22 protein-coding genes are annotated in these 19,629 nt (G+C 46.0%); 10 read left to right on the top strand and 12 right to left on the bottom strand.

What is annotated here, in order from left to right:
• The first annotated feature begins 56 nt into the window (after window positions 1–56).
• Complete coding sequence (locus CHA6605_RS22430; protein WP_015161666.1) at window positions 57–464, top strand: Npun_F0494 family protein; 408 nt, start codon at window positions 57–59, stop codon at window positions 462–464.
• A gap of 61 nt (window positions 465–525) precedes the next feature.
• On the opposite strand, the gene CHA6605_RS22425 is transcribed toward CHA6605_RS22430, so the two are convergent.
• On the bottom strand, window positions 526–3,219 hold the full coding sequence (locus CHA6605_RS22425; protein ID WP_015161665.1) for a chloride channel protein: 2,694 nt from the start codon (window positions 3,217–3,219) through the stop codon (window positions 526–528).
• Between the two features lie 265 nt (window positions 3,220–3,484).
• Here CHA6605_RS22425 and CHA6605_RS22420 point away from each other — a divergent pair, with 265 nt between their 5' ends.
• Window positions 3,485–4,627, top strand: coding sequence for an IS4 family transposase (locus CHA6605_RS22420; RefSeq protein WP_015157518.1), 1,143 nt, complete (start codon window positions 3,485–3,487; stop codon window positions 4,625–4,627).
• Window positions 4,628–4,807: 180 nt separating this feature from the next.
• Here the strand turns inward: CHA6605_RS22420 and rpoD are convergent, their stop codons facing one another.
• From rpoD to purH, 3 genes are all read right to left on the bottom strand, one after another.
• The gene (rpoD, locus tag CHA6605_RS22415) at window positions 4,808–5,950 is read right to left on the bottom strand and encodes an RNA polymerase sigma factor RpoD (RefSeq protein WP_015161664.1); all 1,143 of its coding nucleotides are present in this window, start codon (window positions 5,948–5,950) and stop codon (window positions 4,808–4,810) included.
• A gap of 865 nt (window positions 5,951–6,815) precedes the next feature.
• Entirely contained in the window at window positions 6,816–7,754 is a 939-nt protein-coding gene (locus CHA6605_RS22410) for an NAD(+) kinase (RefSeq protein WP_015161663.1), read from the bottom strand.
• Window positions 7,755–7,931: 177 nt separating this feature from the next.
• Complete coding sequence (gene purH / locus CHA6605_RS22405) at window positions 7,932–9,464, bottom strand: bifunctional phosphoribosylaminoimidazolecarboxamide formyltransferase/IMP cyclohydrolase (protein WP_015161662.1); 1,533 nt, start codon at window positions 9,462–9,464, stop codon at window positions 7,932–7,934.
• Window positions 9,465–9,640: 176 nt separating this feature from the next.
• Between purH and CHA6605_RS22400 the strand changes: the two genes are divergently transcribed.
• From CHA6605_RS22400 to CHA6605_RS22390, 3 genes are all read left to right on the top strand, one after another.
• Window positions 9,641–9,904, top strand: a complete 264-nt coding sequence (locus CHA6605_RS22400; protein WP_015161661.1) for a ribbon-helix-helix domain-containing protein — start codon at window positions 9,641–9,643, stop codon at window positions 9,902–9,904.
• On the top strand, window positions 9,904–10,203 hold the full coding sequence (locus CHA6605_RS22395; RefSeq protein WP_015161660.1) for a type II toxin-antitoxin system RelE/ParE family toxin: 300 nt from the start codon (window positions 9,904–9,906) through the stop codon (window positions 10,201–10,203). The genes CHA6605_RS22400 and CHA6605_RS22395 overlap by 1 nt, the downstream gene beginning before the upstream one ends.
• Window positions 10,204–10,266: 63 nt before the next feature.
• Complete coding sequence (locus tag CHA6605_RS22390; protein WP_015161659.1) at window positions 10,267–10,500, top strand: hypothetical protein; 234 nt, start codon at window positions 10,267–10,269, stop codon at window positions 10,498–10,500.
• Window positions 10,501–10,797: 297 nt separating this feature from the next.
• On the opposite strand, the gene purQ is transcribed toward CHA6605_RS22390, so the two are convergent.
• Complete coding sequence (purQ, locus tag CHA6605_RS22380) at window positions 10,798–11,451, bottom strand: phosphoribosylformylglycinamidine synthase subunit PurQ (RefSeq protein WP_015161657.1); 654 nt, start codon at window positions 11,449–11,451, stop codon at window positions 10,798–10,800.
• Window positions 11,452–11,559: 108 nt separating this feature from the next.
• On the bottom strand, window positions 11,560–11,820 hold the full coding sequence (gene purS / locus CHA6605_RS22375; RefSeq protein WP_015161656.1) for a phosphoribosylformylglycinamidine synthase subunit PurS: 261 nt from the start codon (window positions 11,818–11,820) through the stop codon (window positions 11,560–11,562).
• A 368-nt stretch (window positions 11,821–12,188) separates the two neighbouring features.
• Between purS and CHA6605_RS22370 the strand changes: the two genes are divergently transcribed.
• The 5 genes from CHA6605_RS22370 (at window position 12,189) to CHA6605_RS22350 (ending at window position 15,455) form a co-directional block, all read left to right on the top strand.
• A complete protein-coding gene (locus CHA6605_RS22370; RefSeq protein ID WP_015161655.1) occupies window positions 12,189–12,644 on the top strand; it encodes a Fur family transcriptional regulator in 456 nt (151 codons plus the stop codon).
• A 57-nt stretch (window positions 12,645–12,701) separates the two neighbouring features.
• On the top strand, window positions 12,702–13,826 hold the full coding sequence (locus CHA6605_RS22365; protein WP_041548393.1) for a glycosyltransferase family 4 protein: 1,125 nt from the start codon (window positions 12,702–12,704) through the stop codon (window positions 13,824–13,826).
• Window positions 13,827–13,925: 99 nt separating this feature from the next.
• On the top strand, window positions 13,926–14,465 hold the full coding sequence (locus CHA6605_RS22360) for a hypothetical protein (protein ID WP_041548392.1): 540 nt from the start codon (window positions 13,926–13,928) through the stop codon (window positions 14,463–14,465).
• Between the two features lie 32 nt (window positions 14,466–14,497).
• Window positions 14,498–14,830, top strand: a complete 333-nt coding sequence (locus CHA6605_RS22355) for a YtxH domain-containing protein (RefSeq protein WP_015161652.1) — start codon at window positions 14,498–14,500, stop codon at window positions 14,828–14,830.
• Between the two features lie 112 nt (window positions 14,831–14,942).
• Complete coding sequence (locus tag CHA6605_RS22350) at window positions 14,943–15,455, top strand: hypothetical protein (RefSeq protein WP_015161651.1); 513 nt, start codon at window positions 14,943–14,945, stop codon at window positions 15,453–15,455.
• Window positions 15,456–15,490: 35 nt separating this feature from the next.
• On the opposite strand, the gene CHA6605_RS22345 is transcribed toward CHA6605_RS22350, so the two are convergent.
• The 6 genes from CHA6605_RS22345 to rpmB all read right to left on the bottom strand — a co-directional run bounded on the left by CHA6605_RS22345 (window position 15,491) and on the right by rpmB (window position 19,629).
• Entirely contained in the window at window positions 15,491–15,964 is a 474-nt protein-coding gene (locus CHA6605_RS22345) for a M67 family metallopeptidase (protein ID WP_015161650.1), read from the bottom strand.
• Between the two features lie 21 nt (window positions 15,965–15,985).
• Entirely contained in the window at window positions 15,986–16,741 is a 756-nt protein-coding gene (locus CHA6605_RS22340; RefSeq protein ID WP_015161649.1) for a PulJ/GspJ family protein, read from the bottom strand.
• A gap of 50 nt (window positions 16,742–16,791) precedes the next feature.
• Entirely contained in the window at window positions 16,792–18,165 is a 1,374-nt protein-coding gene (locus CHA6605_RS22335) for a DUF7305 domain-containing protein (RefSeq protein WP_015161648.1), read from the bottom strand.
• A 107-nt stretch (window positions 18,166–18,272) separates the two neighbouring features.
• Entirely contained in the window at window positions 18,273–18,761 is a 489-nt protein-coding gene (locus CHA6605_RS31970) for a GspH/FimT family pseudopilin (RefSeq protein WP_015161647.1), read from the bottom strand.
• The gene (locus CHA6605_RS22325) at window positions 18,739–19,353 is read right to left on the bottom strand and encodes a PulJ/GspJ family protein (RefSeq protein ID WP_041548390.1); all 615 of its coding nucleotides are present in this window, start codon (window positions 19,351–19,353) and stop codon (window positions 18,739–18,741) included. The genes CHA6605_RS31970 and CHA6605_RS22325 overlap by 23 nt, the downstream gene beginning before the upstream one ends.
• A 39-nt stretch (window positions 19,354–19,392) precedes the next feature.
• Window positions 19,393–19,629: a 50S ribosomal protein L28 gene (rpmB, locus tag CHA6605_RS22320; protein ID WP_015161645.1), complete on the bottom strand. Its 237-nt coding sequence runs from the start codon at window positions 19,627–19,629 to the stop codon at window positions 19,393–19,395.

The raw sequence follows: 19,629 nt of genomic DNA, 5'->3' as shown, positions 1-19,629 counted from the left end.
GCGCGATCGAGCGAAACGTTACAATAAGTGTAGTTATCTTATTTATTATTGCGATCGTGGTTGCTATTCCTAAATCTGGCAAAGTTATCTCCTATCCAGCCGAAACGATCGATCGAGCTGACTTGGCGTTGCGCTGTGCGCCGTTTCAATTAGCTCTGTTCGCGAAAATGCGCTGGGAGAGTGTCTCGGTACCTAAGTTGGCTGGCGATTTGGGCGTCAAATCTGGCTATACGCGCTATCCGCTCTCGGAGTTGGCTGTCGAGACGGCGACTGATTGGCTGATTCAGGTGGGGATGTTGCGGCGGGAAGTGGACGGACAAGGGTTGACGGATAGTTTTCGGCTGACGCCACTAGGTTTAGAATTAGTCGAAAAATGGGAAGCGGCTGGTGGTGTATTACCTTCAGTCAGCCCAATCGCTCGTTGGCAAAATTGGAGTGCGCGCTGGTTGAGACTCCCTTTTTAATCTGGGGCGCAGCTTCAGTAGGCGCAATTCCTGAATTGCCTCTATTGAAGCTGGATCTGTCTTAAACTCGAACGGCAATCGCGGCTCTGACAACAATGACGGTACAATCGGAACCGCAAGCGATCGCTTCAGGAATATTTCCTTGAATGCTTTGCTTGAGTAAGCCTTCTCGACTTGCGCCGAGAATAATTGCATCGCAGTGTCGATCGATGGCATAATCGATTGCCGTGCGGGAAATGTCATCAGCATGGAGAGTCACGATCTTGGCAACGGCATTTATGGACTTGTAGATCGTATCTGCCGCAGTATTTAAATTCGTCAAATCGGGCGGCTCGTCTGTCGGTGGGAACACCTGGCACAAATGGATATCTGGTTTGAGATCGAGCGCGAGTAGAGCGGGTAATAACTGTAAAGCATACTCAGTATTCGGCCCCCCCGAGATCGGGATCAGCCAGCGGTGGAGGCGAGTCAGCCGCATCATCGCATCCAGTGCGGTCGATTCACCACTAGATCCATGGGGGTGCAATCGCGCTCCCAGCTTGACGAGCATTACATGGCACGGAGCCTGACGGATCGCCGTATCGACCGTACTCCCAAAAATCATGCCTGGAGTAGCTGTTTTGCCCTGCCAACCCATACAGAGTAGATCGATATGTCGATCGCCGATCGTCTCTAAAATAGTGGCGGCGACATTGTGAGTAACGCGGATTTGAGTATGTACAGAGATTCCTAAAGTTTTGCCCAAAGCGACAGCTCGATCGCACAATTGCCGACTAGCGGTTAGATCTACGAGTGTTTCCGCAGGCAGACTAGAGCGGGGAATGACGATCGCGTGCAAACATTCTAGTTCGTAGTTCGCTTTTAGAGCGATTGCGGCTGCCAATCGCAGCAGTATATCTGCCGTCTGCGGGTTGCTTAGAGGCACCAGCAGCCGCCCGCGACCCGTTGCGGGGCCTTGAGTTCGATAGACCAGATAAGACGGCTCAGAACGGGTTTTGAGCGGGCTGACGGTACTACTGACCCGCTCGGCTTCGACGCGAATAATATCGGCGCGAGTGATGATGCCGACTAGTTTGCGACCATCGACGACGGGCAATCTCCCGACCTGATGGCGATCGAGCAAATGTAATACGGATGTGAGCGGATCTCTCGGACTGACGGTTATTAAGCGTCGTGTCATTAGTGTGCCAATCGCCGCCTCCCGATCCCACTGTCGATCTTCGAGCACCGACAAATCGCGTTGGGTGAGAATGCCGACTAACTGGCCTTCATCGACGATCGGAAATCCCCGATGGGGAGAATTGGCAAAAGCGCACACGGCTTGAGCGATCGTCATTTGACTGGAGAGCGTTTCGACGCGGCGTTGCATTAAATCGGCGGCGGTCAAACCGACCCAGCTTTGCTGTGCTAAGTCTGGGAGATTGAGATTAATGCCCTTGCCACTGAGTACGTGTTGGTAAATAGAGCCAGGAAAGAGTTTTTCAGCCACCAGATAGGCCACAACCGCGCCGAGCATCAGCGGTAATACTAAGTCGAACTCGGCGGTCATTTCCCAGACGATCGCGATTGCCACCATCGGACGGTGGGTGACGGCACTAAACAGCGCACTCATCCCCGTAAGAGCATAAACTGTCGGCGAACTCAAAACTAAATCGGCGGGTAAAATCCCGTAGTGATAGCAACTTTGCGCTCCAGTCGCCACTAAATTGCCCAAAGCAGCACCTAAAATTAGGCTGGGTGCAAATAAACCTCCAGGCGCAGTGGAGCCGAAACCCACACAACTGAGTACGAATTGACCGCCCAAAATCCACGCTGCCATCTGCCAATCGATGCGACCGACGATCGCAAAATCTTGTAAATCTTTGCCAGTCTGTAAAGCATGAGGTAAGAGGATGGTCATAATGCTGGTTATTCCTCCAGCCACAGCCACTTTCACTGCTAGCGATCGATCGCGAAACTGCCGCCGATAAAACTTGACACTAGCTAGGAGACTGCGGTTGAATAAAACCCCCACTAGTCCCGCCAGCATCCCTACCCCGATTAATAAAGGAATCTCCCCAAGATCGAACTGAATTGGGATCTGACTCAGATCTGGCAACATCCCGCCTCCACCCAGCGCGCGAGCAATGACACCGCCTACTACTGCGGCTATAATCGCCGTGCCCAATGTCAGATCGGAAACATCCTGCATCAATTCTTCGATCGCAAATAAGACGCCCGCGATCGGGGCATTAAAACTCGCTGCCAACCCTGCTGCCGCTCCAGCCGCAATTAATTGGCGTTGATAAGTTGGCGATGTATCCGCCCAATGGCTCAATTGCGCGGCTAAGGCTGCCCCAATTTGGACTGTCGGCCCTTGTCGCCCCAAAGCCAATCCAGAACCCAACGAGAGTGCCGTACTCAGCCACTTGACTACTGCTACCCGTAAATCTAACGCGATTGGGACGTATCCCAAAGCCGCCTTGACTTGTGGAATCCCACTACCGGAAGCCTCTGGAGCCAAGCGTTCGACTAATAAACCGCTGAGATATCCGCCCATAATACCAATTAGGGGCAATACCAGCCACGGCGAATATGTGCCTGCTAAATCTACTCGCCATGTGTCCAACCACGCCACCGATTGTTTTAGTCCCACTGCTGCTAGAGCCGAAACAATCCCGATCGAGCAAGCTTCGACAATGGCGATGCGCTTACCCAGAGGCTCTACCAAAGATTTGGGGCGTAATAGTTTTCGGATTTGTCGATCTATCCACATTCAGTTTGCTACCGAGCGATCTTGAGGCTGGCTATCTACCCTTGTATTTATACCTTATTTGTTTGCCAGATAACTCAATCGATCGCCAAAGCCGATCGATCTCAAATTTCCCAGAAAAATGAACATCACTATCGGTTCGTGCCAAAATTCAGAGAATTAACTGACGGGGCGACAGGTCGCCTGAAAACTCGGCAGAGAGACAACTCTAGACAAATAGTATCAAAAAAGATAGGGTAAGAGAGCTTCTTACCCAAAAAACAATTAAATGTTACCAGAATTGTATCATGCCCATTTGTCAGAAAAATTCACACGCGGTAACTACTTATTGACAATTTTATTGATTCAAGTAGTGCAATCTATTAAAGAAGTCACGCTAGAAAGCATCGCAACAAAACTAGCGATGCCAATTAAATTTGAAAGCAGAAGAAAAAAAGTCCAGAGATTTTTATCAAATGATGAATGGGATTTAGATAATGTTTGGTTATCACTAGTGATTGCTTGGATTAAAGGCAATGTCAAACAGAATAATATTATATATTTAGCAATAGATCGAACCAAATGGCAATCAAACAATATTTTGATGGTCAGTATGATTTGGCGAAAGAGAGCAATTCCTATTTATTGGCAAATGCTTGATAAACAAGGGAACAGTACATTGGAAAACCAACAATTAGTATTAACCCCAGTATTCGCTGCCCTATCAGATTATAGCTTGTTGGTACTGGGAGATCGTGAATTTTGTAGTGTTACTCTTGCGAACTGGCTTAGAGAGCAGAAAATAGATTTCTGTTTACGACTGAAAAAGAATGTTTGTATCAAGACTGAAGAGGAATTGTGGACTGAACTGAAAAGGCTAGGATTAGAGCCAGGAAATAGCTTTTTTAATCAAGAAGTAACAATTAGAAAAACTGCACCAGTTGAAGGATTTAACCTAGCAGGTAAATGGCTAGGTAAATATCGAAATATTACCACAAAAGAGCCTTGGTATATTCTGACCAGCTTGGCAGATCTACAAGCAGCAGTTGATACCTATGCTAAAAGATTTGGAATTGAGGAGATGTTTCGAGACTTTAAGGGCGGAGGATATAACTTAGAAAAGACTAATTTAACGGGCGAACGATTGAGCAAATTATTGATTTTGCTATCACTAGCATACTTGAAGAGTATCATCCAAGGGATAGATATCAAATCAAAGCAAGTTCAAGAATATCTCGGCAGAAAAACAGAACATCACCGAAAATATGCTAGACATAGCACTTTCTATATTGGACTCTGGGGTGAATCATGGGTCGATTCAACATCTAGTAATTGGCAGGTTGTTGTTGAATTAATGTCTTTGTCCCCACATAAACTACCTAATTATCAACAAGGCTTGAGAGCTATGAGACTTATCCTATCAGCGTTATAGGCGACAAGTCGCCCCGACAGGAGAATTAATAGTCGATCGACATTAAGCAAAACCTTTAATCTCAAGCCAAAAGCCACCATCTTTAAAGATGGTGGCTTTTTAATTTAATAATTAAAACCCTGGCTGGTGGGCACTGCCCACCCTACAGATATCAACTATCAACTATCAACTATTAACTAATTACCGAATATATTCTTTAAGAATGCTATTGCGATTGGGGTGGCGCAGTTTGCGGAGAGCTTTAGCTTCGATTTGACGAATGCGTTCGCGAGTAACATTAAAGATCTGACCGATTTCTTCTAATGTTTTCATCCGTCCGTCATCTAAGCCATAACGCAGTCTGAGCACATCGCGTTCGCGAGGACTTAAGGTATCTAGCACACCTTCTAAATCTTCGCGTAGCAAGCTCTTGGATACTTGATCTTCTGGCATCTCACCGTCGGCTTCGATAAAGTCGCCGAGTCTGGAGTCTTCTTCTTTCCCAATTGGTGTTTCGAGCGAGATCGGTAACTGTGCGGATTTGGCAATAAACCGCAGTTTTTCGATCGTCATTTCCATGCGGGTAGCAATTTCTTCCTCTGTGGGTTTGCGTCCCATTTCTTGAGAAAGTAGTTTAGTAGTCTTTTTAATCCGCGAAATAGTTTCGTATAAGTGAACTGGTAGACGAATCGTCCGCGATTGATCGGCGATCGCGCGAGTAATTGCTTGGCGAATCCACCAAGTTGCATATGTCGAGAACTTATAACCTTTTTCGTGGTCGAATTTCTCAGCGGCGCGGATCAAACCCAAGCTACCTTCTTGAATTAAATCTTGGAAAGAAAGGCCGCGATTCATGTATTTTTTGGCGATCGAAACAACCAGTCGGAGGTTCGATTGTACCATTTTATCTTTAGCGCGTCTGCCTAAAAATAACCGATGGCGAAACTGATTTAGTGGCATTGAAGCGACTGCTGCCCACTCGCGATCGTGTGGTTCGCGATCCAAGTCATTGAGGAGCTTTTCACGCATCCGCTCCAATTCGAGCAAGTCAGCAATTTTCCGAGCGAGTTCGATTTCTTCATCGGCGCGGAGGAGACGAATTCGACCGATTTCTTGTAGATAAAGTCGAATCGAGTCTTCTGTAAATTGTTTTTTCTTAGTTTGAACGCGACGGCGGGAGGCTTTCACCTTCCCCAGCTTACCATCCTCGTCTTCGACATCAGATTCTCCTTCAGGATCGGCAGTAAAGTCGTCAGCATCAACATCTTCGTCGAGCAGTAATTCTAACTCGCTGTCGGAGTCTTTAGTCGTTAAGGTTGCGAGCATGTCTTTAGTCTGGGTCATTTGTGGGTCCTCTTACTCCTATCTATAACAATGAACTAATGTAGGTGCTATATTTCATGACGAAATAGTTGTGTTGCTTGCATATCTTTAACAATTCAGACAGATTGCTAAGATTTACTCAAGCGGCAATGTCGATCTCGAACGGCTGGTGATTTAATCGTCTTCGCTCATAGAGCGTCCTCGATTGAGGAAAGCCCTTTTGATTGTAGCTCTTATTAAAATTTTTGCCAGTTTCGATTGTTAATAAAAATATCAATTTATTCAGAGTTCACTCTCATAAATATAGCAATTTAGCTGTTATAGTGCTCAAACGCTTTCGCCATAAGGAAAGTCTCGTTTGCCTGACGGGGATCGCTGCCGATCGACTTTAGGTACTATTGCGATCGAAAGATGGTAAGAGCGCAGTTGGATCGACCTCAATCTTTGAGACTCATCTGGATCTTGTGTCTGTCCATTATGCATGACGAACATTCTGCAAACGGTAATAAGATTATTACCAACGATCTCTCGATTGTTATTTTGATGGCTAGATTCTCGACTTTGTAACAAATAGTTAACAATAGTCTTCAAGTCATTATAATCACGAGGATTTATTTCTCGCTCTCAATCCACAGTCTAACTGTTTAGTTTCACTTTGCCCACCCAATTTGACGAGACAATCGTGCGTTAATTTGCTGAAATTAGGATGATTTAGGGTATTTTCGATATTTTAGGGGGAGCGGAGGCGGGGAGTAGAGGTGGTGTTTGAGGTTTGAGAGGTTTGAAAGAAAAGAGAATAGCTTGGACGCTTGCGTCCTTTTCTTCCCTCCCGTTCCCCCCTATCTTGTCTCTCCCCGCTCCCTGCCCCTGCCCACGCTCCTATTGCCTAATTCCGAGTATGGTGACGATCGTAGCGGATGCGCGAACCAGCCCATAACAGTTTCTCTCGAAGGGTTTGATAATAAGAGTAGTTATCGCGAAGGATGACAAACTTGGCTTTACAGTCGGCCATCTGAACATCTACCCGCTGTCCCGGCCAAATTGAGGTAGCTAGTACCCCGTCATTCCACAGTTTGGTATTGAGTTCGTAATCGCCTAGAGGCCAAATACTTACAGTCGAGCCGGGAGGGATGATAATCGGACGACTGGAGAGACTCAAAGGACAGATTGGCGCAATGCTAATCGCTGCCATGCCAGAGTGGACGATCGGGCCATTTGCCGAAACATTATAGCAAGTAGAGCCTGTGGGTGTGGAAACTAGCAGGCCATCGCCTTGATATTGATCGACGATTTCGCCATCGATTTCCATTTCCAAAATTGAAGTCAGCATTCGATCTGCGGCGGCTGGCTTAATACACATATCATTGAGAGCGAGGAATTTTTCACTCTCAGGTTCGGTGTTGCGTTCGTCGCCATTATATATATGTGCTTGGAGCATCATCCGTCGCTCGATCCCATATCGATCGCCTTCGAGTCTTTCCCAGATATTCTGGCCATCGATCGGTGTATCGATGTTAAATAGTTCTAATGGTTCGGTCAAAAAACCTAAATGTCCGCCAGCATTGATTGCCAAGATCGGGATACCGTCTGGAGATAGATGTCTGGCGGCAGTCAGTGCGGTACCATCGCCACCAAGCACGATCGCCAGATCGATCTGTTTGCTGGTAGAACCGAGAAATACTGGATAGGGATTATCTTTAGCTCCACTCGGCCCCATCATCACATGGCAACCTTTTTGTTCGAGTTGTTTGGCAGCTTTTTCCGCAAGGTTTTTGCTGCCGCGATCTCCGGCTTTGTGGGCGATGATGACGTTTTGGAGTTGCACGAGTTAGTTGGGAGTTGGGAGTTGGGAGTTGGGAGTTGGGATCGGGGAATTGGGAATTGGGAGTTGGGAGTGATTGGAGGACTGGGAGAATGGAACTAGTTTACTTCCTTTACCCTTTACCCTTTACCCTTTACCCTTTACCCTTTACCCCTTTCCCTAAAGCCTAAAGCCTAAAGCCTAATGCAAGAAGTGACGGACGCCTGTAAACACCATTACTATACCCAATTCATTGGCAGCAGCGATCGAGTCGTTATCGCGCATACTACCACCTGGTTGGACGATCGCGGTAATTCCGGCGGCGGCGGCGGTTTTGACAGAATCATCGAAGGGGAAGAAGCCGTCGCTGGCGAGGATTGCACCTTGAGCATTGGTGCCAGCTTGTTCGAGGGCGATTTTGGCCGAGCCGACGCGGTTCATCTGTCCGGCACCTACGCCAATGGTAGCGCGATCGTTAGTGACGACGATCGCGTTAGATTTGACATGTTTGCAGACTTTCCAGGCGAATAACAATTCCTGTAATTCTGCTGCTGTCGGTTGTTTGGTGGTGACTACTTGCCAGTTATCGGTAGTTTCGATCGCTTCGTCGGCGGTTTGCACTAACAGCCCACCTGCGATAACTTTGACATTATCTTTCGTCCCACTTGCCAGATCTGCTAGCGTTAATACCCGCAGGTTCTTTTTGGCGGCAAATACTTCAGCCGCTTCAGGGGTACATTCGGGCGCGACGATACATTCGAGAAAAGTTTGACTCATCGATCGAGCGGTATCGGCATCTAGCGCACGATTGACAGCGACAATACCACCGAAGGCAGAAGTAGAATCGGCACTATATGCTCGATCGTATGCTGCGAGTAAAGTATCGCCCAAAGCCGTCCCACAAGGATTGTTATGTTTGATAATCGTTGCGGCAGGAGTATCGCCAAATTCGGCAATAATCCGCCGTGCTGCTTCTAAATCGACGAGATTGTTATAACTGAGTTCTTTACCCTGCAAAATTTTGGCAGTCGTCCAACCCGTCGGGACTGCTCCCGTCTGATACCATGCTGCTGGTTGGTGGGGATTTTCGCCGTAGCGGAGCGATTGCAACGGCTGGGCAGAAATTTGATAATTCGTACTTTTGCCTGCTTGCTCTGCCAAATAGCCCGCGATCGCGGTATCGTAAGCGGCGGTATGTTGGAAAGTTTCTAATGCTCTAGCTTGTCGAAATTCGATCGAGGCTTGCCCATTATTTTTGGTCAGTTCGGCGAGATAATCGTTGTAGCGATCGGGATTGGATAATACCGCCAAATGTGCGAAATTCTTGGCTGAAGCGCGAAGCATGGCAGGGCCACCGATATCGATTTGCTCGATCGCATCTGCTAAACTGACTCCAGGCTTGCTAATCGTCGCGGCGAAGGGATAGAGGTTGACTACGACTAAATCAATCGGGCGAATTTGATGCTGCTCTAGATCTGCTAAATGTTCGGGCAGATCGCGCCTCGCCAGAATCCCCCCATGTATTTTCGGGTGCAATGTCTTCACCCGTCCGCCCAATATTTCTGGCGCACCTGTATATTCTGCCACCTTCATGACGGGAATCCCTTCAGCTTTCAATGCTTGGGCGGTGCCCCCACTACTGACAATCTCAAAGTCAAATTTTTCGACCAATTGACGGGCAAATTCAATCAGTCCGGTTTTGTCAGATACACTCAGGAGTGCTAAACGAGTCATATATTAGTGGGTCGTGAGGAATGGCTAGAGGCTAGTATATCGGTTTTCAGGCATCGCGATCGACTACCAACATCCTTTGACTGCCAAGTGCAGCGACGCATAGTAGTAACTAGAGTTAGATCGAGATTAAAATAGGGGTGAGCGAAAAGCTCTATTTAATACAGGAGATAGTTTGTATGAATATTGCCCTCAATCCAGAACAAGAGCAGTTTATCCAATCGCAAATCGATCGAGGTAGGTTTAAATCTGCTGATGAAGCTGCATTTCAGGCTTTTAAGTTACTAGAAGAAAAGTATCGAGATTATGAAAATTGGATTGAAGATACTCGTCAAAAAGTAGATGTTGCTATTGCCGAACTCGATCGAGGTGAAGGAGTGGAGCTAGATCTAGCGATCGATAGACTACAACAAAAATTCCGATCGGCAAAGGAAACAACTTGATGATGCGCTGTTCTATTGCACCCAGTGCCCTGCGCGATCTCGATGATATTTCCGACTATTTTTTAGAGCGTAATATAAATGCTGGCGAACAGTTCCTGCAAGAATTTACTAAAAAATGTCGGAATCTAGCCACTTTTCCCGCAATGGGCAGAAGCTATTCACATATTCGATTCGATCTGCGTGGCATTCCACTTCAGAGCCATATCATTCTCTATCGTTTAATAGACGATGGACTAGAAATTGTGCGCGTAGTTAATGCTCGTCAGGATTTGGAAAGTTTATTTCAGAGTGAAGAATAACACGCGATCGAAATTAACTGATTTGAACTAGCGTTAATATTCTAGTAATTTCAATTTTACGCGATGGAATCAACAGAACCGATCGAGCTTCAATTGCAAAAAGCACGCTCTCTTTTCCAGCAGTGGCAAGGATTCTCCGCCAGAGTCTTATTCTATGATGGAGATCCTGGTATGTTCGCACAATTTTCTATCTTTTTATCAGAAGAAGCGCAAAAGCTGAAGGCCAAGAAATATTTTGCTGCCTGGTGTTCCAGCAACCTATATATTGGAAATTTAAATACCCGCACAGTCAAATAATGACAAGCGATATAGAACTTAAGATATTAGATAATTTTACGATTCAGGCTGAAGGAAAAAACAACCTTAACTTGTCTGCCAAATTTAAAGATATTTCAATGGTAAATTATAATGACTTCTACTCTAATAGAATAGACTCTGTAATTGCCTGGACAGATAAGTTTTTATCGATACCAGCATTGTTTGAACTACAGCCCAGATGCTTAATGAATTTAAATATAGACTAAATTATTTCACTTCAGATTGTTTCCAGATCTAGATTAAACCTAAAGTGAAATCTCCACTAATCGCGATCGATTAAATCAAATTTTTGAATAAATTGATGCCATCGGCTTTGCCCAGGAGGGGATCGGCGGCGCGTTCGGGGTGGGGCATCATCCCCACGACATTGCGAGTTTCGTTGCAGATGCCAGCGATATTATTTAACGAGCCGTTGGGGTTGGTGCCAGCGTAGCGAAATAAGACTTGTCCGTTAGATTCTAATCGATCGAGTGTATCGGCATCAGCATGATAGCAGCCTTCGCCATGAGCGATCGGGAGTTCGATCGGGGTGGTGGTACTATAACCTTGAGTCCAGATCGAGTCGGTACTTTCGACTTGGAGGGGAACCCTGTCGCAAATAAAGTGGAGATCGCGATTGCGGACGAGGGCACCAGGCAGCAATCCCGCCTCGGTAAGCACCTGAAAACCATTGCATATACCTAAAACATATTTACCCTGCTCGGCATGAGCGACAACTTGCTTCATGATCGGCGAAAATTTGGCGATTGCCCCGCAGCGGAGGTAGTCGCCATAACTAAAGCCACCAGGAATCACGACGACATCGACATCGTGTAAGTCGGTTTCTTCATGCCAGATGGTGCGAGTGGGTTGTCCGAGCAAATCGCGGGTGACATACACCACATCGCGATCGCAGTTGGAGCCAGGGAAGACGATTATTCCGAATTTCACGATGAGTGGGGAGGGGAGAGGGGCAGAGGGGGAGAGGGCAAGAGGGGAAGAGGGGCAGAGGGCAGAGGGGGAGAGTGTGGAAATCCAAAATCTAAAATCCCCTAAAGCCTATCCCCTATTCTCTAACTCAACCCGATAATTCTCAATTACTGGATTAGCTAACAGTTGGTCGCACATCAGATCTAGTTGGCTGCGGGCTTGGGTTTCGTCGGCGGCATTGAGATTGACTTCGATATATTTACCGATGCGGACACTTTCGACATCAGTGTAACCCATATGAGCTAGGCCGGATTGGACTGCCGTACCAGCGGGATCGAGGACGGAGGGACGAAGAGTTACGTAAATGCGCGCGTGATATTTTTGGTTCAACGGGATCTCTCAACTTTGCGATAATTAGGTATATAGCGATTACCTCCGGTAGGCTGTGCCTACGGCAGGCTCTGCCAACGCCAACGTGACAACTTAAATTTACCATCCCCAATTGTAAACTAGTACCAACCTTGGCTGTCATTTCGATCGCGATCGAAATTTTGAAGTTAAGAGACCTGAATCGCTAGTCGGACACTAGAGATCTCAACAAAGTAGCAGATATATTTTTAAGACAAGCCCGATCGGTAGATTTGTAGAATCACCTGAGATCCTTATGGCGGGCACTGCCCAACATACAACACTACAATACTTTACAATACTCCCAGATCCCAACTCCATAGCCCAACTCCCCGCCCCTGCTCCCCACCATGAAATCCGATCGAACCCGCAGCCAAGAACGAATTTTACAACTGCTCAAGCAATGCGAGCGGGCAATTTCCGCGCAAGATATTTATGTAGAACTGCGAACTCGCGATCGGGCAGTAGGGCTAGCTACTATCTACCGTGCCCTTGAGAGTCTAAAATTGGAAGGGGTAATTCAATGTCGAACATTACCGACTGGCGAATCATTGTATAGTTGTGTGCAAGCAGATCGGCATCATTTGACTTGCTTGCAGTGCGGACAATCGATCGCGATCGATGAATGTCCGGTCGAACAATTAGAGCAGAGACTAGAGTCGCTCCATCAATTTAAAATTTATTACCACACACTCGAATTTTTTGGAGTATGTTTGACTTGTGCCCCAAAAGATGTAGACAATATCGACGATCGAGCGCAAGTGGCTAAGTTACATCACTATCACAGTCACGATCGATCTAATTAGTCAGAGTTTAATTGCTCCGCTCCCCCCATCCTTTTTAAACTTTAAACAGAAATCTGCATGACTTTTGAGAATTTCATGAATTCGATTGGTGTTGCCGACCCCCACGGACGCGGGTGGCTCTCCGTAGTGCTGACTTTTATGTTTGCATGGATAGTCACCTATTTATTTATTCCGAAGGTGCGGACTTTCGCGCTCAAAGTTGGCTGGGCAGACGAACCCAACGCTCGCAGGCTACATCAGGAGCCGCGCCCTAACGCGGGAGGATTGGCCATTTACACGGGTGTAATGGCGGCAATTATCTTGGCTGGCTGTCTCGCGCCGATCGTGCTGGCAAAGGTGCAAGTATCGGTTTTAGCAATCTTACTCGGTGGTTCGGTGTTAGTTTTAGTCGGATTTATCGACGATCAATTTGGGGGATTGCCTGCACTATTTCGTCTGCTCGTCCAAGTGTTGACAGCACTGTTATTAGTAGTTTGCGGCATTCAAATCCATCTTGTCTATTTTGGGGCACCGATCGATGGGATTATATCTGTTGCCTTCACAGTTCTATGGATTGTCGGGATCACCAATGCAGTGAACTTGATGGATGGGATCGATGGTTTGGCAGGTGGCGTAAGTTTTATTACGGCAATGAGTCTATTGGCAGCATCGGCTCAATTTGAAGCCAGAGCCGCTGCGACACTAATTTGTGCGGGTGCAGGCGGTGCGGCTTTAGGCTTCTTACGGCATAACTATCATCCGTCGCGGATTTTTATGGGCGATGCTGGAGCCTACTTCCTCGGTTATGTCTTAGCCGCTACTAGCATTCTGGGCAATGTCAAGATGACTACGCTGACTTCGCTATTGGGGACGATCGTGTTTTTTATCGTCCCAGTTGTAGATACCAGTCAAGTGATCGTCAAGCGACTGCTATCGGGAACTAATCCGATGAGTACGCCAGGAAAGGATCATCTGCACCATCGATTGTTAGCTCAAGGATTTTCGCAACGACATTCGGCGGTAATTTTGTGGGGGGTAACTCTGGCTGGGGGCATGATTGCGATGCGGATGCAGGGAATCAGACAGACGGCGATCGTGGTGACGGCGATCGGGATTGCTTTACTACTAGTCATGACAGTCTGGCTGCGGCTGCGCGCGATCGTCGATGCTCCTGACAAACCCATTTCCAATCCAGACGAATAGCCATAAAAATTCACACTTCGATCCTCGATCGTTTCTTAAAATGGAGCAAGTAAACTGACTTTCTATAGCTGGATCGGGGCGATCGCTGGTATTTTATCATTGGGTGGATTTATCCCCTATTGGTGGGCAATCTGGCGGGGGCACACTCGTCCGAATCGAGCGACATGGTGGATTTGGTCGCTGGTGGGGGTTGTCATTGCCCTCTCCTATCGAGCTGCGGGTGCCGAAGCGACGATCTGGGTGCCGATTACTTATATTATCGGCCCAGTGGTCACTAGTTTATTGGCAATAAAGTTTGGTGAAGGTGGTTGGACGAAATTAGATCGGATTTGTTTGGTTGGAGTGGGGATCGGTTTGATATTATGGGGACTATATCGATCGCCATCAATTGCCCTAGGGATAAATATTGGTATCGATTTTTTAGGTGCTTTACCGACTATTCGTAAATCTTTCCGTCGTCCAGATGACGAAAATCTATTGGCGTGGCTCTTATTTTCAGTTGCTAACGCGCTAAATCTTCTGGCGATCGATCGTTGGATGTGGCAAATTGTCATTTATCCAATCTATATATTCCTAGTTACTAGCACAATTTTTTTGCTATTGTGGCGAGGACAAAGGAATCGATACAGATCTATCTAAACTATACATATCCGGTTGAGTAATATCGATCTATGGCAGATAAAAATCGCGGTTCATTCATCGGTGGAGTTTTTGTAGGTGCAGCCATTGGTGCTGTCACCGGATTATTGGTAGCTCCCCGTCAAGGACGAGATACACGTAAAATTCTGACTAAAACGGTGACAGCAGTCCCCCAAATGGCTGAAGATATTTCTAGTAGCGTGCAATTGCAAGCCGATAAGTTGTCTGCGGCGGCTACCGATCGGTGGCATCAAACACTCGATCGATTGGCAGCGGCAATTTCTGCTGGCATCGTTGCCAGTCAATCGATCCGCGAAGCTGCCACTCCCGCTCGGAGTGCCACCACTAATCAAGACGATGATTAGCATCAGGTATCAGCCGATCGCATATCAATTTGTTCGTGTCACCAGCAGCTCCAATTAGATTGCTAGATCGACTTTTAACTATCAACTATCAACTATCAACTACCCTCTAATTTTGACCTTTATCGATCCGCTGCTGTTTTTGGGATGCTCGATTCTACTTGTTGCTGTGAGTTTGACAGCATTAGTAGTTGCTGCATTTCCAGCAATTCAAGATTTGTCTCGTGCGGCTAGGAGTGCCGAAAAGCTATTCGATCGACTCGATCGCGAGTTACCACCGACGCTCGAAGCAATCAGACTGGCAAGTTTAGAATTGAGCGATCTCAGTGATGAAATGTCCCAGGGGGTTCAAAGTGCCACTGCGGTGGTGCAACAAGTCGATTTAAGCCTCACCCAGGTCAAAAAACAGGCAGGGAATGTCCAAACTAACACCCGCAGTGTCTGGGTGGGTGTCAAAGCTGCATGGCAAACCTGGCGAGATCGAGGCGATTCCCATCGTAGAGAGCGACTTTCTACTGCCGAGACAGCCTCTTTGCCCCAATCTCCGGCTCGGCTCGATCGTGATTGGCGCGAGTTAGACTACTTGGAAGGAGCCGATCTCGATGAAAATGTAGAGGGTAAAGGGTAGGGTTTGGAACGTAGTTCTTACTGAGGAATTTTGATTCATGTTTCTACCTGATAAATTTCTTCTTCCTGAAATATACCATTACGATCTAATACCCAACTTTGAGAATTATTGACCTTACCTTGCATCACTGAGACAATCGGATAAGAATAAACATCCCAGGCGCGATCGCGATCGCAAATCGAAGGTATTGCCGGACAATCTGGGTGAGAATGAAAGAAACCAATAATATTTAGTTGGAGGTCGCGCGCGCGTTTTTGAGCTTGAAAAATAGCTTGGGGTGGGATGGTATAGCGACTGGTTTTAGTTCGATCGAGATTCTCCAACGGAGAGGCTACGCCAACGACTGACTCTGACTGTTCCCAAGCATTAGCCGTCGGGATAACTTCTATAACAGTTTTAGTTAACTTATCAATCTTACCTAATAAAATTCCACAACATTCTTCTGGATAAATATTTTCAGCGTGGTGGTAGATGCTTTGAATTTGTGCGGCGTTAATAATGAGTGTCATCCACAGCTAGCCAGGAGATAATTAATTACTACGAGTTACCACTAAAGCATCGATCGAGACACTTTTTGCAGATGAAGTTTTCTGCTTATACATCCAAAGTTTAACTGACTTTTCATCAGGGGCAATACAAGCATAAAATCCCAATCGAGTGCTGATACTAGGAACTGAATAACTATAACTACTTTCGCAAGCGATACTAGCTTGAGCTGGAGCGACATCGCTGATGCGATCGACTAAAACCTCATTATAATATTCGATCGTCGCGGTTGGCGAAATTAGCGCAATATCATGACCATCGCCATCGCTATAATTACCATTTTGTAATAGTGTTGGCCCCCAACGATAAATTACTCTCTGTCCGCTCCAAACGCTACTATTGGGTGGATCTGCTAGATAATAAACGATCGGATCTTTGAGACGGCTACTTGAGGCTGGAATAAGTACCAAAATCGGTTGAATTTGACTACTCCCCGATGCGGGATTGAAATTGCCGATCGCTGTAGTTGGTGTAGTCGGCCACGAAATATTTGCCTGCACTTGTCGAGACATTTTAATTTCGTCAGTTATGAAAGCTAAAGCTTGTTCGAGTTCTAGACGATCTGTTGTTTCGATTTGGCTGCGCTGATTAGCCTTCATCAATGCATACAATCCAGTCCCTGTCAAGCTAATGACTATAGTTGTTATTGCTAGTGCAACTATTAATTCAATCAAAGTAAATCCACCTGAATTTAATTGTTGAAGGAGAAGATGGCGAGCTTTTTTTTGTCGATCGAGCATCTGGTTTTCTGAATGTTATTAAATATTATTTACCTAATGATAGCGATCGACTAGTTTTCTATTCTTTGCCAGTAACTAATCGGGCTGAGTTGCGATGGTTGCTCGATTTTAGCAATGCCAAAGTCCGACCAATTACCCATTTGAACGATCGGAATCGGACTCGAACTAGCAGATGAATCCCAACTATTTACCCAGACAGCACCAGTAATATTTTGACTGGGATTAGGAGTAGTAGAACTGATACTTTTCGCATCGGCTAGAGGTGCATGAATAAATGCCGTAATTGAGGCATTATCTTTGATAGTTAATTTGACGGTTTGATTGCTACCATAGATACGTAAGTTAGGGTTTGCGGAATTCACACCGATAGTTTGACTACCTGCTAAATCGATATTACCTTTGAGATAAAGGTTAATTTTTTGAGTTGCGGGAATAGTAATTTTGATGAGATCGCTATCTTGTAATTTAATTGAGTTTCCACCAGGAACATCTGTATCTACTAAGTAATGATATTCACCTTTGGCATCTGGTGTATCGGCAGAAGTAGGGCGCGGTAACTCGATCGAAGTCGTAATTGCAGGGATTGAAGTTGCGATAGTAGGTGCAATCTTGGGGGCGGGAATACTGACGAATGGATCGGCAATAATTTGACCGCTGGGAATGCCGCTAATGAGTGCGATATTACTCATATCTATACCTGCAATACCATCCGAATCCATCATCGGTAATAGCGGGCAACTTACGCCGCGAATTTGTCCGGTAACTTTTTGGTTTGCATTTAGATTGAACGTATTTGCCCAGAGTGCTGGCGGCGCAATTTTTGCCGATTCACTACCGATCGGGATATCGATCTTGAGGGTACTATTAGCAGTATTTTCAGTGGTATTATAAGCATCTATCCTACCTGCAATTGTTAACTTACCTACACCATTTTGATAGCGATAATCGACAATTTGATATCTACCTTTATTCCGATCGCTAGGATCTAGCTCGATCCAAGTACTATCTTTGAATAATACTGCTTGGTATCTAGCAATAGGCAGATCGATCGAGTGACAACCAGCTTGTGACGTTGGTAATGTATCTAACGTATTTACCCATTGAGCTAAATTTTTAGTAGCAAGCAACTTATGTCGATCGAGAAATGATTGAAATCTGAGCGCACCTGCTTCAGAAACACTTAATGCTCTGTTTATTTCACGTTGAGAACTAGTAATATCTCGATCGCTTTGAGAACGCCCGATAATACTAGCCGCAACTATAATCATTACTAATCCTAGCCCCAATGCTAGCGGCACCGAAAATCCAGATTGACTCAGAGATTGACGATCTAATCGATGTGTAGCTTTACTAATTCTGTCAGTACAAGGTTCGATCAAAGCTAAATAACATCTTAAATATGTTCTTAAATAATATTTTATCATCACCATTATCTCGAGCTAAGTTACGCCCTATTACTATTTATTCGAGCAAATATGATAGCTTGTCTTTTACATTAGTGATTCCACTATCAACTCCCAACTTCTAACTATCAACCCGTAAATTTACGACAGGCACTAGCAGCGCGATCGTAAGTGCCCACACGGATGATGCCGAGTGGAGCAGAGACAGTTAGACAGCGAATATAAGGAGAGTTTCTGACTTCTAAAATTATTGTTTTATTAGTAGTTGTATTGCCGCGAATGCCATACTTGATACTGTCGGATACCCCTGTATAGTCCAGCTCGATCGGTTCTGGTAGAATGCGATCGCCAGTTAAGATACAGCCTTCTTGACCGACAATTTTACGATTGGCTTTATCTAGAGTCAGAGTGCAACTGCGATTGCGACGGATGGCTTCGCGTTGGGCTTGTTGGAGACTAGCTGTAACTAAATCTGTGGCTTGAGCTAACCTGGCTCGATCGATTGCAGCAATTGTGCTGGGAGTCGCCATGGCAATTAAGATTCCCGCGATCGCTAAGACAATTAATGATTCGGTTAATGTAAAACCGAGATCCTTACTGACATTGGAATGCCGCATCAGGAATGACCTCAGTATAAAAGTGCAAAATCGAACGCTCTAGGCTGGCTCCACTCGTCGGAGTAACCGTATATTGAATGCCCAGCAGCTTGGCTTTGCTATTTTCTGGACTCGATGGAATTCTTAATTTACGAGCGATTTGAAACGTTTTGCCCGTTTGACTGTTAGCAAGTAGAGGTGGGAGCTGATAATCTGCTGCACCAGTAATATTGTCCCCAGCTAAATTATCTCTGACTAAATCGGCAAATCCACTATCGATTGTGGCTGGATGACATCGAGATTGATGTAAAGACAGAGGAATCTGAGTTAGCGTGAGTTGCGATCGCATTTGCTCCAAATCTGCCTGAATCCAGCGATTAGCTTCGGCTAACTGCAAGGATCTGGATTTGAGCAACATGGCAACGACCATGCCTTGCAATGCCACCGCCACAAAAGTGGTTGTAAGCAAAATTGCCACGATGACTTCCGAGAGCGTAAAGCCGCCTTCAGCAGTCTGAGGAGTATTACCGTTGCCGATCCGCCACATGGCAAGTCGCCACTTAAATGAGAAATCGGCAAAAAATTGAAATCGCTGGGGCTGGATCGTAGGCATGAAATTGACAACCAGATACCCCCAGCGGGGGATCTAGAGCTAGAATTTGTTCAGGTTAAGACCTGCATCCTTCGCCATTGCTGCCAAACCTTTGAGTTCTAAAGTTTTGATTGCTTTTGTAGACAGTTTCAACCGCACGAAGCGGTTACCTTCAGGCCACCAAACGCGTTTCCACTGCAAATTAACTTGTTGCAGTTTCTTGTTGCGATTGTGGGCGTGAGAGACTGCCATCCCATTGTTGGCTCTTTTACCTGTCAGTTGACATACGCGAGACAT

This window comes from Chamaesiphon minutus PCC 6605, from assembly GCF_000317145.1.
Lineage (GTDB): Bacteria > Cyanobacteriota > Cyanobacteriia > Cyanobacteriales > Chamaesiphonaceae > Chamaesiphon > Chamaesiphon minutus.
The sequence above is the reverse complement of the archived record's forward strand: the minus strand, read 5'-3'. Positions and strand labels throughout refer to the sequence as shown.

Excerpts from the sequence above, each read along its gene's own strand:
- CHA6605_RS22425 (WP_015161665.1), bottom strand. The coding sequence starts at position 3,219 with ATGTGGATAGATCGACAAATCCGAAAACTATTACGCCCCAAATCTTTG.
- CHA6605_RS22420 (WP_015157518.1), top strand. The coding sequence starts at position 3,485 with ATGTTACCAGAATTGTATCATGCCCATTTGTCAGAAAAATTCACACGC.
- rpoD (WP_015161664.1), bottom strand. The coding sequence starts at position 5,950 with ATGACCCAGACTAAAGACATGCTCGCAACCTTAACGACTAAAGACTCC.
- purH (WP_015161662.1), bottom strand. The coding sequence starts at position 9,464 with ATGACTCGTTTAGCACTCCTGAGTGTATCTGACAAAACCGGACTGATT.
- CHA6605_RS22400 (WP_015161661.1), top strand. The coding sequence starts at position 9,641 with ATGAATATTGCCCTCAATCCAGAACAAGAGCAGTTTATCCAATCGCAA.
- CHA6605_RS22395 (WP_015161660.1), top strand. The coding sequence starts at position 9,904 with ATGATGCGCTGTTCTATTGCACCCAGTGCCCTGCGCGATCTCGATGAT.
- CHA6605_RS22390 (WP_015161659.1), top strand. The coding sequence starts at position 10,267 with ATGGAATCAACAGAACCGATCGAGCTTCAATTGCAAAAAGCACGCTCT.
- CHA6605_RS22370 (WP_015161655.1), top strand. The coding sequence starts at position 12,189 with ATGAAATCCGATCGAACCCGCAGCCAAGAACGAATTTTACAACTGCTC.
- CHA6605_RS22365 (WP_041548393.1), top strand. The coding sequence starts at position 12,702 with ATGACTTTTGAGAATTTCATGAATTCGATTGGTGTTGCCGACCCCCAC.
- CHA6605_RS22355 (WP_015161652.1), top strand. The coding sequence starts at position 14,498 with ATGGCAGATAAAAATCGCGGTTCATTCATCGGTGGAGTTTTTGTAGGT.
- CHA6605_RS22345 (WP_015161650.1), bottom strand. The coding sequence starts at position 15,964 with ATGACACTCATTATTAACGCCGCACAAATTCAAAGCATCTACCACCAC.
- CHA6605_RS22340 (WP_015161649.1), bottom strand. The coding sequence starts at position 16,741 with ATGCTCGATCGACAAAAAAAAGCTCGCCATCTTCTCCTTCAACAATTA.
- CHA6605_RS22335 (WP_015161648.1), bottom strand. The coding sequence starts at position 18,165 with ATGATAAAATATTATTTAAGAACATATTTAAGATGTTATTTAGCTTTG.
- CHA6605_RS31970 (WP_015161647.1), bottom strand. The coding sequence starts at position 18,761 with ATGCGGCATTCCAATGTCAGTAAGGATCTCGGTTTTACATTAACCGAA.
- CHA6605_RS22325 (WP_041548390.1), bottom strand. The coding sequence starts at position 19,353 with ATGCCTACGATCCAGCCCCAGCGATTTCAATTTTTTGCCGATTTCTCA.
- rpmB (WP_015161645.1), bottom strand. The coding sequence starts at position 19,629 with ATGTCTCGCGTATGTCAACTGACAGGTAAAAGAGCCAACAATGGGATG.